Genomic DNA, 14,780 nt, shown 5'->3' with positions numbered 1-14,780 from the left:
ACCTATGAACGCAGTGATCAACAACCCCAACCCCTCCTCTACCCACAGCGGCTGGACCGACGAGGTCGAAGCCCCCCAAGAGCCCACGGCCAACGCGGCCCGGCTGAAAATCGAACGCGAAACCCACAAGCTGGAAAAGCGCCTGTGCCGCGAGGTCGGCAAGGCCATCGTCGACTTCAACATGATTGAAGAAGGCGACAAGGTGATGGTGTGTATGTCGGGCGGCAAGGACAGCTATGCGCTGCTGGACATCCTGCTCAAGCTCAAGGCCCGCGCGCCCATCCACTTTGACTTGGTGGCCGTGAACCTGGACCAGAAGCAGCCGGGCTTCCCCGAGCATGTGTTGCCCGAGTACCTGGCCAGCACCGGTGTACCGTTCCACATTGAGAACGAGGACACCTACAGCATCGTCAAGAAGCTGATCCCCGAGGGCAAGACCACCTGCAGCCTGTGCAGCCGCCTGCGCCGGGGCATTCTGTACCGTGTGGCCGACGAACTGGGTTGCACCAAGATCGCCCTGGGCCACCACCGCGATGACATCCTGCAGACGCTGCTGCTCAACATGTTCTTTGGCGGCAAGATGAAGAGCATGCCGCCCAAGCTGGTCAGCGACGACGGCAAGCATGTGGTGATCCGCCCGCTGGCCTACGTGGCCGAAAAGGACACCACCCGCTGGGCCGCGCACCGCAACTTCCCCATCATCCCGTGCAACCTGTGCGGCAGCCAGGAGAACCTGCAGCGCAAGCAGGTGGGCGAGATGCTGCGCGAGTGGGAAAAACGCTTCCCTGGCCGGGTCGAGAACATGTTCAATGCCCTGCAGAATGTGGTGCCCTCGCACCTGCTGGACGGCAGCCTCTACGACTTCAAGAACGCCAAGGCCACGGGCATTGCCAACGAAGACGGCGACAAGGCGTTTGACAAGGAAGAGTTTGCTGCACCCCCAGCGCTGCCGGGCGTGCAGGTGGTGCACATCGGCTGAGTCCTCCTGGACGATCCGCCTGCAACGCGCCCCGCCCCACCCCTTTTGAACCCCAGCCAGGCAGCCCACTCCAACCTGAAGGCCACCCCAGCCAACGCGCTGCACTGCAGCCGTCCACTGCCAACGTTTCAGGAGACTTCACATGACCGCTTCGTCTTGGAAAAAATACGCCGTGCTGCTGGGCATGGCGACCTTGCTGGGAGGGTGCGCCACCCACCGCGTGGTGGAGGGTGATGTGCGCAGCTTCTCGCAGCTGCCCGCCACCGCCAACGCACAGCAACCCATGACCTACCGGCTGGAGCGCCTGCCCTCGCAGCAGGATGCGTCGTTCGACCCCATTCTTGCGCTGGCCGAGCAGGCCCTGGCGCGCGCGGGCTTGGCGCGTGACGACACCGGTGGGCAGTGGGTGGTGCAGTTGGGCGCACAGGCCGGCTTCACCCCACGGCGTGATCCTTTTTATGACGGCCCCGGCTGGGCGTTTGGCGGCTGGGGCTGGTACGGTGGCCGTGGCGGCTGGGGCATGCGCGGCATGTGGAACCTGGGTGAGCCAGCCCCCTTGCACCGCCGCGCCGTCAGCATCGTGATGCGCGACGCCCGCACCCAGACTGTGGTGTATGAAACCTCGGCCGTGCACGAAGATGTGTGGGTGTCTGACCCGGCCGTGTACGGCGTGCTGTTTGAAGCAGCACTCAATGGCTTTCCACAACCCCCCCAGGGCCCGCGCCAAGTGCGCATTCCCCTCCCGACCCAACCCTGACCTTTGCATGGAAGCCACCCGCATCATCGCCATCCGCCACGGGGAGACCGCCTGGAACGTGGACACCCGCCTGCAAGGGCACCTGGACATCCCACTCAACGACACCGGCCTGTGGCAGGCGCGCCAGGCCGCCCTGGCGCTGGCCGATGAGCCCATCGACGCCATCTACAGCAGCGACTTGCAGCGCGCCTGGGTCACCGCCAGCGCCATTGCAGAGACCACCCGAGCCCCCCTCACCGCCCACCAGGGGCTGCGCGAGCGCAGCTTTGGCGTGTTGCAAGGCCACACGTTTGCAGAGCTGGAGGCCAAGGCCCCAGAGCAAGCCCACCGTTGGCGCAAGCGCGACCCAGACTTTGCCCCGCAGGATGGCGAATCGCTGATCGCCCTTCGCGAACGCATCACAGCCACCACGCACGAGATCGCCGCCCAGCACCTGGGCGGGCAGATCGTGCTGGTGGCGCACGGCGGTGTGCTGGACGTGCTGTACCGCGCCGCCACCCGCCAAGACATCCAAGCCCCACGCACCTGGCTGCTGGGCAACGCCGCCATCAACCGCCTGCTGTGGACGCCCGACGGCCTCAGCCTGGTGGGCTGGGCCGACACACAGCACCTGGACCAAGCTGCACGCGATGAAAGCCACACCTGAAGCCCTGAACTCTCTCATCGGCCAGCGTGTCGACCAAATCGACACCCCGGCACTCGTCATTGACCTGGACGCGATGGACCGCAACATCCAGCGCATGGCCGAATTTGCCCGCAAGCACCAAGTGCGCTGGCGGCCCCACGCCAAGATGCACAAAAGCGCCGATCTGGCCTTGTTGATGCAACAGGCCGGTGCGCAGGGCGTGTGTGTGCAAAAGGTGTCGGAGGCCGAAGCCATGGCGGCTGGCGGCGTGCTGGACATCACCATCACCAACGAAGTGATTGCCATGCCCAAGCTGCACCGCGCAGCACGGCTGGCCGCAACGCTGGCCAGCCGTGGTGGGCGCCTGGCCGTGTGTGTGGACAGCACCGAAGGCATTGAACGCCTGGCAGAGGCCATCGCCCTTTCGGGCAGCGATGCAGGCATGGACGTGCTGGTTGAAATTGATGTGGGCCAGGGCCGCTGCGGCGTGCCACCGGGCGAGGCGGCTGTGGCGCTGGCCCTGGCCGTGGCGCGGCACCCCCGCCTGCGCTTTGCGGGGCTGCAGGCCTACCACGGCCGCGCCCAACACCTGGCCACTGCCGCAGAGCGGCGCGAAGCCATCGCCCAGGTGGTGCAGCAAGCCGCCCACACGCGCGACCTGATCGTTGCGGCGGGGCTGCCCGTTCCGCTGGTCACGGGCTCTGGCACCGGCACCCTGGTACACGAAGCGGCCAGCGGCGTGTATGGCGAACTGCAGGCGGGGTCGTTCCTCTTCATGGACGCCGACTACGCCCGCAACGAACGCGAGCCCGCCCAGCCCGCGTTTGAGCACGCCCTGTTCGTCAAGACCCAGGTGATTTCGGTGCGCGACAGCCACGCCGTGTGCGACGCAGGCCACAAGAGCCACGCCATCGACTCAGGCCTGCCCACCGTGGGCCAACTGTCGACCGGTCGTGCGCTGCGCTACGCCAATGGCGGTGATGAGCACGGCCTGCTGTATGCAGAAGGTGACAAAGCCCGCTTGCCCGCCCTGGGCCGCATGCTGTGGCTGATCCCCGGGCACTGCGACCCCACGGTGAATCTGTACGACTTCATGATCGGGGTGCGGGGCGGGTTGGGGCTGGGAACGGTGGAGCGCATCATCCGTGTGGATGCGCGGGGTGCGCTGACCTGAAAGGCGCTTGGCCTTGCCCGTTCAGGATGGAAGGCTCCACGCGGCCTCCTGGGCGACTGCCTCAGGTCCAACGTTGTCAGGCAGCGCCCGGTGCCCCATCAAACAGACCGTAACCTCCTGACGCCGGGGGCGAAACCCCCAAATGCCGAAAAGCCGCCAGTGTGGCAATGCGCCCGCGGGGCGTGCGCTGCAAATAGCCTTGTTGGATGAGGTAAGGCTCAATCACGTCTTCGATGGTGCCAGCCTCTTCGCCAATGCTCGCCGCGATGTTGTCGAGCCCCACAGGCCCGCCATCAAAGCGGTGAATCACCGCCTCCAGCAGCTTGCGGTCCATCACATCGAAGCCCTGTGGGTCCACGTCCAGCATGGCCAGGGCACGGTTGGCAATATCGACGGTGATGCGGCCATCGCCCTTGACCTCGGCGTAGTCCCGAACGCGGCGCAAAAGCCGGTTGGCAATCCGAGGCGTGCCACGTGAGCGGCGGGCAATCTCAAAGCCGCCCTCATCGTCCATGGGTGCACCGAGCAGCCCGGCGCTGCGCTTGACGATGCGCGCCAATTCCTCAGGGGTATAAAACTCCAGCCGCGCCACGATGCCAAAGCGGTCGCGCAACGGATTGGTGAGCATGCCCGCCCGCGTGGTGGCCCCCACCAAAGTAAAGGGCTGTAGGTCGAGCTTGATGCTGCGTGCCGCAGGGCCCTCGCCGATCATGATGTCGATCTGGTAGTCCTCCAGCGCAGGGTAGAGAATTTCCTCCACTACGGGCGACAGGCGGTGGATCTCGTCGATGAAGAGAACGTCGTTCTTTTCCAGATTGGTGAGCAGTGCCGCCAGATCTTTCGGCTTTTCCAACACCGGGCCACTGGTCTGGCGCAGGTTCACCCCCAGCTCCGCCGCAATGATGTGGCTGAGCGTGGTCTTGCCCAGCCCAGGCGGGCCGAACAAGAGCACATGGTCCAGCGCTTCCCCGCGCTTGCGGGCGGCACCGATGAAGATCTCCAATTGCTCACGCGCCTTGGCCTGGCCGACGTACTCCTGCAGCAGCTTGGGGCGCAGCGCCCTCTCCAGCGCCTCCTCTTGAGGGGAGGTAGGCGCGGCGGAAACCACGCGTTTGGCAGGAACTGGGGCGAAGTCGTCGGTCTGGATGGTCATGCAAAGAGCAAAAAGGAACGCTTACTGGGCGGCGGTCCAAGCGTAGTACATGGCGCCTTCGTACTGGAAGTCCTTGTATGTCTGGATCACGAAATCCCGCTCTGCCGCATTGATGGTGTAAAAGTGCGCGCCTGATTTCGCGTTGTAGAAGCGGAACATGGGAGACGCTCCGTTACCCGCAGCGCTTTGCGCATACCAGCTGATCGTCTCGTATTTGAATTGCGGGAAGTTTGCAATCACAAAGTCACGCTCTGCCGTGCTGCCTGAATAAAAGTGGGCACCCGAGGTTGCGTTGAAGAAACGGAAAACTGGGTCCTTGCCGGTACTGGAATCTGGATAGGCATAGAAGGCCACGTTTTCGTAAGAAAAATCGGGATACGTGCGAATCACAAAATCACGCTCAGCGGCGTTGGCGGTGTAGAAGTGAGCGCCTGTCTTGGCGTTAAAGAAGCGATAGACAGCGGTGCGCGAGCCAGAGGTAGGTGTTGCCGCCAGCCAATTTTTGAGTGCCGCGTTGTATGCGACGTCAAAGCGCCCGTAATAGTCAGAGAGCGCTCGGTTGGTACAGACTGCAGCACCACCATACAACGTGCCCACCACGCGGCCATTTTGGAAGAGTGCCGAACCGCTGCTGCCGCCTTCCGTGGTTCCTTGGCTCCAGGTCACCTGATAAAAGTTGCCGGTCGCGCCATTGCACTGGAACTGATTGCCCGCAGAAGACTGGCAGGAAGTTTGGCTATTGACCTTACCGAAACTGATTTTGAGCAAATCACCGCTGGGGTGGTGCAAACCAGTGACGGACGTTCCGGAAATCACCGTGTTGGCATCCCAGCCTGCGTAGACGGCCCCCACAGGTGGCGTATCGTTCAACAGCATGAACGACATGTCCGTGCTGCTGCTGGCGTACAGCAATTGTGCTCCGCCCGTCTTGCGAATGCTGGTGGACTGCAATGTTCCGCTGTTACAGGTGGGCGACCGATAGAACCAGTTGGTTTGCAGGGTGGATGCCGCTGTTTGCGTAGAAATACAGTGGTTGGCGCTCAAAAAGTAAGGCTTGCCCGAAGAGTTGCCATCGTTCAGCAGCGTGCCTGTACACAGGTAGCTCAAGCCGCCGCTGACGAAGCTCATGCGCGCAACAGCATTACGCTCCGTGGCGTTTTCGCTGTAACAAGTGGCATCCAGGTTGCAAGGGTCCGACTCGTTGACTTTGGTCGTCGCCACCTGAGCTTGGTACTCTTGCTCCGTAGGAAGAGACAAGTTGACGAAGATGTGCGACAGCTGCGGCACCGCAACGTCCAGGGTGCTCACGGCCACGCCAGGGGGCAGCTCCACCTCCAGGGTGGCCTCGCCCTCGCCAGTGTCTGGCGTCCACCAGGTGCGGCCCTGGTCGGTCTTGTCACCCGCAGCTTGGTTGCGCTCAATGAGTTGCAAGATTTCTTGGCCGGAAATCTGATAGACCGAGCCAGGAGTCGCCTGCGTGTAGACCCGCAAAATGGCGCTACCGGGAAGCTGCTTGACCAACACCCCCAGGCGAACACCATAGGCGCCTTCCGAGCGGAAGCTGATGGCAGCGACCTTGCCCCCCACTGCTGTGTCCTTCCACTGCCACTGCGTCTGGGTTTCAGCAGCCGACTTGGTGGCGGTGATATCGCGTGCCTGGCCCACCAAACGGGGGCCGATGGAGGACGATGTATCCACTTTGGACAGAGACAGCTCGCCCAATGCCACTACGGCTGCCTTGGGGGCCGCGTTGGCACTGCGCGACTTCACGCTGGCCACATCCTGCACTGCACTGGCGGGCTGGACGCGGCTTTCCACGCTGGTGATGGGCTGGGTTTTTGCGGTAGAGGCAGCATCACTGCTCCCCCCGCCACACCCCGCCAGCATGGCGGCAACGGCCGTCAGGGCACCTGCCCAACGCCTGATGGAAATTCCTGTCATTTTGGGTTCCTTTGTTCAGCAAAGACCAATGATTTCTAGCGACACCACTCGCTGGCGGGCACCAAGCAGCCTTCTAGCTCACTTCGTGCGCCCACGCAGCGACCTCCCGGCGGCGCGTCGGGGGGATTATCAGCGGGCAAGGGCCTTGAGCGCCAGCTTGATACCGTCGCTTACACCCACGTCCAGCGGCAGCGCTTTGAGGGCGGCTGCCGCTTCCTTGTCGTTGTAGCCCAGGGCTAACAGCGCCTGCAGGATGTCCGCCTGGGCATCGCTGGCGGCGTGGGCGGGGGCGCCAATGTCTACGCCCATCTTGCCCTTGAGCTCCAGCAGCAAGCGCTCGGCCGTCTTCTTGCCGATGCCCGGCACTTTGACCAGGCGACCGGCCTCTTGTAGCGTGATGGCCTGTGCCAGGTCGGCCACGCCCATGCCAGAAAGGATGGACAGTGCCGTGCGCGGGCCCACGCCTGAAATCTTGATCAGCTCCCGAAACGCCTGGCGCTCCTGCGCCGTGCCAAAGCCGTACAGCAACTGCGCATCCTCACGCACAATGAATTGCGTGAGCAGGCTGACCTGCTCGCCCACTGCGGGCAGGTTGTAGAAGGTGCTCATGGGCACATTCACCTCGTAGCCCACACCGTGGCAGTCCAGCAGCACCTCGGGGGGATTCTTCTCCAGCAGGGTGCCGGTCAATTTGCCTATCATTGGTGTCCTTTGGCGCCGCAGCATGCGTAGGCAGGCGGCGCGCTCTTTTTTGTCGTCATTGGCTTTTGCCGACTGGAATTATCAGCGTGATCCTGCGCCACACCTTCACCCCACACAACAACACGCGGCTCACCCACCTGTGCGGCCCGGCGGACGCGCACCTGCGCACCATCGAAGTGGCCCTCGAGGTAAGCATCGCCCATCGGCACGAACAGTTCAAGGTGGACGGCCCCAAGGCCAAGGCCACCCAGGCCATGGAGTTGTTGCAGGCGCTGTACGAGATGGCCGAGCGGCCCATCCCTGAAGACACGCTGCAAATCATGCTGGCGGGCGATTCTGGGCTGATTGAAGCACCTGAGGGCGCCATCGTGCTCAACACCCGCCGCGCGGACCTGCGTGGCCGCACGCCCACCCAAAGCCTGTACCTGCAGAACATTGCCTCGCACGACATCACCTTTGGCATTGGCCCTGCGGGCACAGGCAAAACCTACTTGGCCGTGGCCTGCGCGGTAGATGCCCTAGAGCGCAGCGCCGTACAGCGCATTGTGCTGACCCGCCCTGCGGTCGAGGCGGGTGAACGCCTGGGCTTTTTGCCCGGAGACCTGGCCCAAAAGGTCGACCCCTACCTGCGCCCGCTGTACGACGCCCTGTACGAGTTGATGGGCCACGACAAGGTGCAAAAGGCGTTTGAGCGAAACGCCATTGAAATCGCCCCACTGGCCTTCATGCGCGGACGCACGCTGAACAACGCGTTTGTGATCCTGGACGAGGCGCAAAACACCACCCCGGAGCAGATGAAGATGTTCCTCACCCGCATCGGCTTTGGTGCGCGTGCCGTGGTCACGGGCGATGTGAGCCAGATTGATCTGCCCAAGGGGGCCATGAGCGGCCTGATCGACGCCGAGCGGGTGCTCAAGCGGGTCAAGGGCATTGCGATCACGCGCTTTACCAGTGCCGACGTGGTGCGCCACCCCCTGGTGGCCCGCATTGTGGATGCCTACGACGCGCCACGCCGTGCCCAAGCGGCACGTGGCTGAACCGAATTACTATTATTTTTATAGCTGCCTGCGCTTATATATCAAGCGCTAGAGGCCAAAATGACACTCAACCAACTCTCCCTGTCCTTGCAGTTTGGCAAGTTTGACAAACTGGCAGAACATCGCGCCACCCTGCCCCGCCACAAGGTCACGCGCTGGATTCGGCACGCCTTGTCTACCGATGCGGAAATCACGGTGCGCATCGTGGGCGCGGAAGAAGGCCAACAGCTCAACCGTGAGTACCGCAAAAAAGACTACGCCACCAACGTGCTCACGTTTGACTACACGATGGAGCCCATCGTCACCGCCGACCTGGTGCTGTGCGCACCCGTGGTGGAGCGCGAGGCCCAAGAGCAAAACAAAAGCCTGGAAGAGCATTACGCGCACCTGCTGGTGCACGGCGCCCTGCACGCCCAGGGTTGGGACCACGAGACCAGCGCCGAGGACGCCGATGAAATGGAGGCCTATGAAACGGCCATCCTGCAAGAGCTGGGGTTTGCCGACCCTTACGCTAAATAAAGACCAACACCCAACCCCAGCGCAGAGCCCCTCGTGGGGCCGAGAGGTTGTTGGTTCAGGGGCTCCGCGCAAGTGCGGCAGCCCCCACCCAGCCCCACCTTCAAGCCTCTTTGCGCTCAATCAGCCGGTTGATACGCAAAGCAACCAGGGTGCACACCACGCCCGACAGCAGGTACAGCGACACGGCCCCCAGCCCAAACTTGGCCGACAGCCCCAAGGCCACCAGCGGAGCAAACCCCGCCCCAAGCAGCCAGGCCAAATCAGCCGACAGCGCTGCGCCGGTGTAGCGGTACTGGGCCGAGAAATTGGCCGTGACGGTGCCCGACGCCTGCCCGTACGACAAGCCCAGCAGCACAAAGCCCACCAGCAAGAACACGTTATTACCCGCCGACCCGGCCCCCAAAAGCCACGGCGCCGTGAAGCTGAACAGCCCGATCAACACCGCCATGGAGCCCAGCAGATTGCGCCGCCCCACCCGGTCGGCCAGCCAGCCCGACAGCATGATGGCCGCCGCCGCCAGAAAGGCTCCCACGATCTGCACCGAAAGCACCTCGGTGATGGACTGCTCTGAGTACATCGCAATCCACGACAGCGGGAACACGGTGGCGATATGGAATAGCGCAAAGCTGGCCAAGGCGGCAAAGGCCCCCAGCAGCACATTGCCCCCCTCATCGCGCATGACCTGGGCCACGCTCACCGGCTGCAACTCACGCTGCTGCAGCAATTCGGCATAAGACTGCCCCACCACCAAGCGCAAACGGGCAAACAGGGCCACCACGTTGATGGCAAAAGCCACGAAGAAGGGATAGCGCCAGCCCCAGTCCAGGAACTCAGCCACGCTCAGGCTGCTATACAAATAGGCAAACAGGCTGGCCGCCAGCACAAAACCCACAGGCGCACCCAGTTGCCCGATCATGGCAAACCAGCCGCGCCGCTCCTTGGGGGCGCTCATCGCCAACAGGGAGGGCAAACCGTCCCAGGTGCCCCCCAGCGCCAGCCCCTGGCCAATGCGCAAAATGATCAGGGCCGCAATCGCCTTGGAGCCCACCGACGCGTAGCTGGGCAAAAACGCCATACCCGCGGTGCAAGCCCCCAGCAAAAACAGCGACAGCGTCAGCTTGGTGCCCCGTCCCCAGCGCCGCTGCACCGCCATGGAAAGGGCGGTGCCCACCGGGCGGGCCACAAAAGCCAGGGCAAATATGGCAAACGCCATCAAAGTCCCATCCAGCCGTGACAAGAACGGGAACAGTAACGACGGGAAGACCAGCACGCTGGCAATGCCGAACACAAAGAAGTCAAAGTATTCGGAAGACCGCCCAATGATCACCCCCACAGCGATCTCACCGGGGGTCACATCCTCATCGGTGTGGGCGTTGGCCAAAGACACCGAACTATCAAAGCCTGGGACGGGCAGGGCTGCAGAACCTGGGCTGTACATATTGACGCTCCTCAAGAAACTGACACAACTCCGTTCTACACCCCTAGGAGGGCCCTCACAAGTGAGCTTTCGCTAGCCCAACGCGTAGGAAAACCCTGATTGCCAGCCCGCCAAACCCGCCTGCGACAGATCAAACCCAGACCAAAGAGCCAAAAAACACTGGCTGGCATTTGATGTTGGACAAAATGTCCAATCGACAAAATCGGTAGCGAGACTACATTTCGACACCTCAGCCATTCGTGTTTACACCTAAGCGCCCCTTTGTCGCGCCCCTAGCATGCTCAAAAACAAAGAATCTCGCAGGCCCGCCTGGCTTGCCGCGATCGCCCTGACCACCGGCCTGGCCGGTTGCAGCAAGGCCGTCGTACTCAACCCGGCCGGCGACATTGCCGCCCAACAGGGCCAGATGGTCATTACCGCCACGCTGTTGATGCTCATCATCATCGTGCCGGTGATCGCCCTGACCCTGTTCTTCGCCTGGAAGTACCGCCAGTCGAACACCGCCAACACCGAGGCCGACTACGACCCCGAATGGCACCACTCCACCACGCTGGAGCTGGTGATCTGGACGGTGCCGCTGCTCATCATCATTGCCCTGGGCGCCCTGACCTGGATCGGCACCCACAAGCTCGACCCCTACCGACCCCTGGACCGCATCGACGCCCAGCGCCCCCTGGACGCCAACGTCAAGCCCCTGGAAGTGCAAGTGGTGGCGATGGACTGGAAATGGCTGTTTTTCTACCCAGAGCAAGGCATTGCCACGGTGAATGAGCTGGCCGCCCCGGTGGACCGCCCCATCCTGTTCAAGCTGACCGCGACATCGACCATGAACGCGTTCTACGTGCCTGACCTGGCCGGCATGATCTACGCCATGCCCGGCATGCAGACCGAGCTGAACGCCGTCATCAACAAGCCTGGCGTGTTCAACGGCATGTCGTCGCACTACAGCGGCGCAGGCTTCTCGGGCATGACCTTCAAGTTCCACGGCCTGAGCAACGATGACTTTGCCCAGTGGGTGCAAAAAGCCAAGACCGAGGGCAAGCCCCTGGACAAGGGCTCCTATCTGAACCTCGTCAAGCCCAGCGAACGCGACCCCGTGCAGCGCTTTGCGTCGGTGGAAGACGGCCTGTACGACAAAGTGCTCAACCGCTGCGTGGAAGACGGAAAGATGTGCATGCACCACATGATGGCCATCGACGCCCAGGGTGGCGACGCCTATGTGCGCGCAGCAGGCCTGAACCTGCCCCAGGACGTGTGCAACGCACAAAACGCAGCCCAGGTGGTGGCAGCGCTTGAAACCCGCAACGCACCGGCCCCCACCTCCGGCGCCAGCATCCGCCAATGAGCCTCGCTATGACCTCCGAAACCGTATCTCCCGCCCACTGGGCGCTGGGCCGACTGAGCTGGGACGTTGTGCCCATGGCGCACGAACCCATCGTGCTGGCCACCTTCATTGCCGTTGTGCTGGGCGGCCTGGTCGTCCTGGCAGGCATCACCAAGTTCCGCCTGTGGGGCCCGCTGTGGCGCGACTGGATCTGCAGCATTGACCACAAAAAGATCGGGATCATGTACATGATCCTGGGCCTGGTGATGCTGCTGCGCGGCTTTGCCGACGCCGTGATGATGCGCCTGCAACAGGCCATGGCCTTTGGCGACAACATGGGCTACCTGCCGCCGCACCACTACGACCAGATCTTCACCGCCCACGGCGTGATCATGATTTTCTTCGTGGCGATGCCGCTGGTCACGGGCCTGATGAACTACCTCGTGCCGCTGCAGATTGGCGCACGCGACGTGTCCTTCCCGTTCCTCAACAACTTCAGCTTCTGGATGACCACCGCTGGCGCCGTGCTGGTGATGGTGTCGCTGTTCCTGGGTGAGTTCTCCACCTCCGGCTGGCTGGCACTGTCCAACCTGGGCTCGCAAAGCGCCAGCACGGGGCTGGACTACTACATCTGGGCCCTGCAGATTGCCGGGGTGGGCACCACGCTCTCGGGTATCAACCTGATCGTCACCATCGTCAAGATGCGCGCCCCGGGCATGAGCCTGATGAAGATGCCCGTCTTCACCTGGACTGCCCTGTGCACCAACGCGCTGATCGTGGCCTCTTTCCCTGTGCTGACGGCCGCACTGGTCCTCATGTCGCTGGACCGCTATGTCGGCACCAACTTCTTCACCAACGAGCTGGGTGGCAACCCCATGCTCTACGTGAACCTGATCTGGATCTGGGGCCACCCTGAGGTGTACATCCTGGTGCTGCCCGCCTTCGGCGTGTTCTCCGAAGTGGTCGCCACCTTCAGCAAGAAGCGCCTGTTTGGCTACACCTCCATGGTGTACGCCACGGTGTGTATCACCATCTTGTCGTACCTGGTGTGGCTGCACCACTTCTTCACCATGGGCTCGGGCGCGAGTGTGAACACCTTCTTCGGCATCACCACGATGATCATCTCGATCCCCACGGGCGCGAAGATCTTCAACTGGCTGTTCACCATGTACAAGGGCCGCATCCGCTTTGAGCTGCCCATGATGTGGACCGTGGCCTTCATGGTGACGTTCGCCATCGGTGGTATGACCGGCGTGCTGCTGGCCGTGCCCCCGGCCGACTTCGTGCTGCACAACAGCCTGTTCCTGATCGCCCACTTCCACAACGTGATCATTGGCGGCGTGGTGTTTGCCATGTTTGCAGGCATCAACTACTGGTTCCCCAAGGCGTTTGGCTACAAGCTGGACCGCACCTGGGGCGTGTACTCCTTCTGGCTGTGGCTGGTGGGCTTCTGGGTGGCGTTCACGCCGCTGTATGTGCTGGGCCTGATGGGTGTCACCCGCCGTGCCAACCACTTCGAAGACCAGTCGCTGCAGATCTGGTTCGTGATCGCTGCCATCGGCGCGGCCATGATTGCCGCCGGCATTGGGTGCTTCCTGATCCAGCTGGTGGTCAGCTTCCTCAAGCGCGAACAACTGCGCGACTGGACGGGCGACCCCTGGGACGGCCGCACGCTGGAGTGGGCCACCTCGTCGCCCCCGCCCAACTACAACTTCGCCTTCACCCCTGTGGTGCACGAGATTGACGCCTGGTGGGACATGAAGAAGCACGGCTACAAGCGTCCTCTGGCGGGCTTCCAGCCCATCCACATGCCAGCCAACACCGGCGCTGGCGTGGTGATCTCGGGGCTGTCGCTGGTGTTCGGCTTCGCGCTGATCTGGCACATGTGGCTGCTGGCTGCGGTGTCGTTCGCAGCCGTGGTGCTGGCTTCGATCATCCACACGTTCAACTACAAGCGTGACTTCTACATCCCGGCCTCCGAAGTGGTCGCCACCGAAGAAGCCCGCACACTCCAACTCGCACGCCATGTCTGATATCCGCATCCAAGCGGGCGCCGCAGGCGCCCTGGCCCCGCGCGAGTACCACCTCGCGCACGAGCCCCATCCCGAAAACGGCACCGCCCTGGGCTTCTGGCTGTACCTGATGAGCGACTGCCTCATCTTTGCCGCCCTGTTTGCCACCTACGGCGTGCTGGGCCGCAGCTATGCGGCAGGCCCCACCGGCGCCCAGCTGTTTGACCTGCCTTTGGTGGCCATCAACACAGCCTTCCTGCTGCTGTCGTCCATCACCTTTGGCTTTGCCATGCTGCGCAAGCAGTTGGGCGACGTCAAAGGCACGCTGCTGTGGCTGGGCATCACAGGCCTGTTTGGCCTGTGCTTCCTGGGGCTGGAGCTGTACGAGTTCCAGCATCTGATCCACCAGGGCGCTGGTCCTCAGCGCAGCGCCTTCCTGTCGGCCTTCTTCACGCTGGTGGGCACCCACGGCTTGCACGTCACCTTCGGCCTGGTCTGGCTGGTGGTGCTGATGCTGCAGATCAACAAGCACGGCCTGATCCCCGAGAACAACCGCCGCCTGATGTGCCTGTCCATGTTCTGGCACTTCTTGGACGTGGTCTGGATCGGCGTATTCACCTTTGTGTACCTGATGGGGGTGCTGTAAATGAGCGCACAACACGCAACGCACGCGCACGATGCGCACGGGCACGACGATCACCACCATGACGCGGGCCCCCACAGCACCTTCTCCGGTTACATGGTCGGGTTTGTGCTGTCCATCATCCTCACCGCCATTCCCTTCTGGCTGGTCATGTCCAAGGTGATTGCCGACCGCAACACCGCCGTGCTGGTACTGGGCGGCTTTGCCGTGGTGCAGATTCTGGTGCACATGGTGTGCTTCCTGCACATGAATGGCAAGGTCGAAGGCGGCTGGACGCTGCTGTCCACCATCTTCACGGTGGTGTTCGTGGCCATTGCCATCACCGGCACCCTGTGGGTCATGTTCCACATGAATGCGAACATGATGCCCGAGCACCCACAAGTGCCTGCCGCAGGCCAGCAGCAGCCCGCCGCCGAGCACGGTGGCGCGCACAGCACGGCGCCCTGACCGGCACCGGACGTGCACACACCCGCAGC

At 62.9% G+C, this 14,780-nt stretch carries 14 protein-coding genes; 10 read left to right on the top strand and 4 right to left on the bottom strand.

The window, feature by feature from the left end; translation table 11 throughout:
- Nucleotides 1-4: 4 nt before the first annotated feature.
- From ttcA to CLU88_RS17905, 4 genes are all read left to right on the top strand, one after another.
- A complete protein-coding gene (gene ttcA, locus CLU88_RS17920) occupies nucleotides 5-979 on the top strand; it encodes a tRNA 2-thiocytidine(32) synthetase TtcA (protein WP_233205522.1) in 975 nt (324 codons plus the stop codon).
- Nucleotides 980-1,121: 142 nt separating this feature from the next.
- A complete protein-coding gene (locus tag CLU88_RS17915; RefSeq protein WP_099657751.1) occupies nucleotides 1,122-1,736 on the top strand; it encodes a DUF4136 domain-containing protein in 615 nt (204 codons plus the stop codon).
- A gap of 7 nt (nucleotides 1,737-1,743) precedes the next feature.
- Entirely contained in the window at nucleotides 1,744-2,382 is a 639-nt protein-coding gene (locus CLU88_RS17910) for a histidine phosphatase family protein (protein WP_099657750.1), read from the top strand.
- Complete coding sequence (locus CLU88_RS17905) at nucleotides 2,366-3,535, top strand: DSD1 family PLP-dependent enzyme (RefSeq protein ID WP_099657749.1); 1,170 nt, start codon at nucleotides 2,366-2,368, stop codon at nucleotides 3,533-3,535. The genes CLU88_RS17910 and CLU88_RS17905 overlap by 17 nt, the downstream gene beginning before the upstream one ends.
- A gap of 76 nt (nucleotides 3,536-3,611) precedes the next feature.
- On the opposite strand, the gene ruvB is transcribed toward CLU88_RS17905, so the two are convergent.
- The 3 genes from ruvB to ruvA all read right to left on the bottom strand — a co-directional run bounded on the left by ruvB (nucleotide 3,612) and on the right by ruvA (nucleotide 7,331).
- Nucleotides 3,612-4,688 carry a Holliday junction branch migration DNA helicase RuvB gene (gene ruvB / locus CLU88_RS17900; RefSeq protein WP_099657748.1) on the bottom strand — a complete coding sequence of 359 codons (1,077 nt, stop codon included), beginning with the start codon at nucleotides 4,686-4,688 and terminating at the stop codon, nucleotides 3,612-3,614.
- Nucleotides 4,689-4,709: 21 nt separating this feature from the next.
- Entirely contained in the window at nucleotides 4,710-6,629 is a 1,920-nt protein-coding gene (locus tag CLU88_RS17895; protein ID WP_099657747.1) for a trypsin-like peptidase domain-containing protein, read from the bottom strand.
- A gap of 129 nt (nucleotides 6,630-6,758) precedes the next feature.
- Nucleotides 6,759-7,331: a Holliday junction branch migration protein RuvA gene (gene ruvA / locus CLU88_RS17890; protein WP_099657746.1), complete on the bottom strand. Its 573-nt coding sequence runs from the start codon at nucleotides 7,329-7,331 to the stop codon at nucleotides 6,759-6,761.
- An 86-nt stretch (nucleotides 7,332-7,417) separates the two neighbouring features.
- Between ruvA and CLU88_RS17885 the strand changes: the two genes are divergently transcribed.
- The gene (locus tag CLU88_RS17885; RefSeq protein WP_099657745.1) at nucleotides 7,418-8,368 is read left to right on the top strand and encodes a PhoH family protein; all 951 of its coding nucleotides are present in this window, start codon (nucleotides 7,418-7,420) and stop codon (nucleotides 8,366-8,368) included.
- A gap of 60 nt (nucleotides 8,369-8,428) precedes the next feature.
- Nucleotides 8,429-8,887: an rRNA maturation RNase YbeY gene (ybeY, locus tag CLU88_RS17880; protein ID WP_099657744.1), complete on the top strand. Its 459-nt coding sequence runs from the start codon at nucleotides 8,429-8,431 to the stop codon at nucleotides 8,885-8,887.
- A gap of 100 nt (nucleotides 8,888-8,987) precedes the next feature.
- Here ybeY and CLU88_RS17875 read toward each other — a convergent pair whose 3' ends face one another.
- Complete coding sequence (locus tag CLU88_RS17875; RefSeq protein ID WP_099657743.1) at nucleotides 8,988-10,325, bottom strand: MFS transporter; 1,338 nt, start codon at nucleotides 10,323-10,325, stop codon at nucleotides 8,988-8,990.
- Between the two features lie 277 nt (nucleotides 10,326-10,602).
- Here CLU88_RS17875 and cyoA point away from each other — a divergent pair, with 277 nt between their 5' ends.
- From cyoA to cyoD, 4 genes are read left to right on the top strand one after another with little or no spacing between them, the layout of a single operon-like run.
- The gene (gene cyoA / locus CLU88_RS17870) at nucleotides 10,603-11,670 is read left to right on the top strand and encodes a ubiquinol oxidase subunit II (RefSeq protein WP_099657742.1); all 1,068 of its coding nucleotides are present in this window, start codon (nucleotides 10,603-10,605) and stop codon (nucleotides 11,668-11,670) included.
- Nucleotides 11,671-11,678: 8 nt separating this feature from the next.
- A complete protein-coding gene (cyoB, locus tag CLU88_RS17865; protein WP_099657741.1) occupies nucleotides 11,679-13,682 on the top strand; it encodes a cytochrome o ubiquinol oxidase subunit I in 2,004 nt (667 codons plus the stop codon).
- Entirely contained in the window at nucleotides 13,675-14,307 is a 633-nt protein-coding gene (cyoC, locus tag CLU88_RS17860; RefSeq protein ID WP_099657740.1) for a cytochrome o ubiquinol oxidase subunit III, read from the top strand. The genes cyoB and cyoC overlap by 8 nt, the downstream gene beginning before the upstream one ends.
- On the top strand, nucleotides 14,308-14,751 hold the full coding sequence (gene cyoD / locus CLU88_RS17855) for a cytochrome o ubiquinol oxidase subunit IV (RefSeq protein WP_099657739.1): 444 nt from the start codon (nucleotides 14,308-14,310) through the stop codon (nucleotides 14,749-14,751). It abuts the gene before it with no gap.
- Nucleotides 14,752-14,780: the final 29 nt, after the last annotated feature.

Source organism: Acidovorax sp. 56 (assembly GCF_002749705.1).
Lineage (GTDB): Bacteria > Pseudomonadota > Gammaproteobacteria > Burkholderiales > Burkholderiaceae_C > Acidovorax.
The sequence above is the reverse complement of the archived record's forward strand: the minus strand, read 5'-3'. Positions and strand labels throughout refer to the sequence as shown.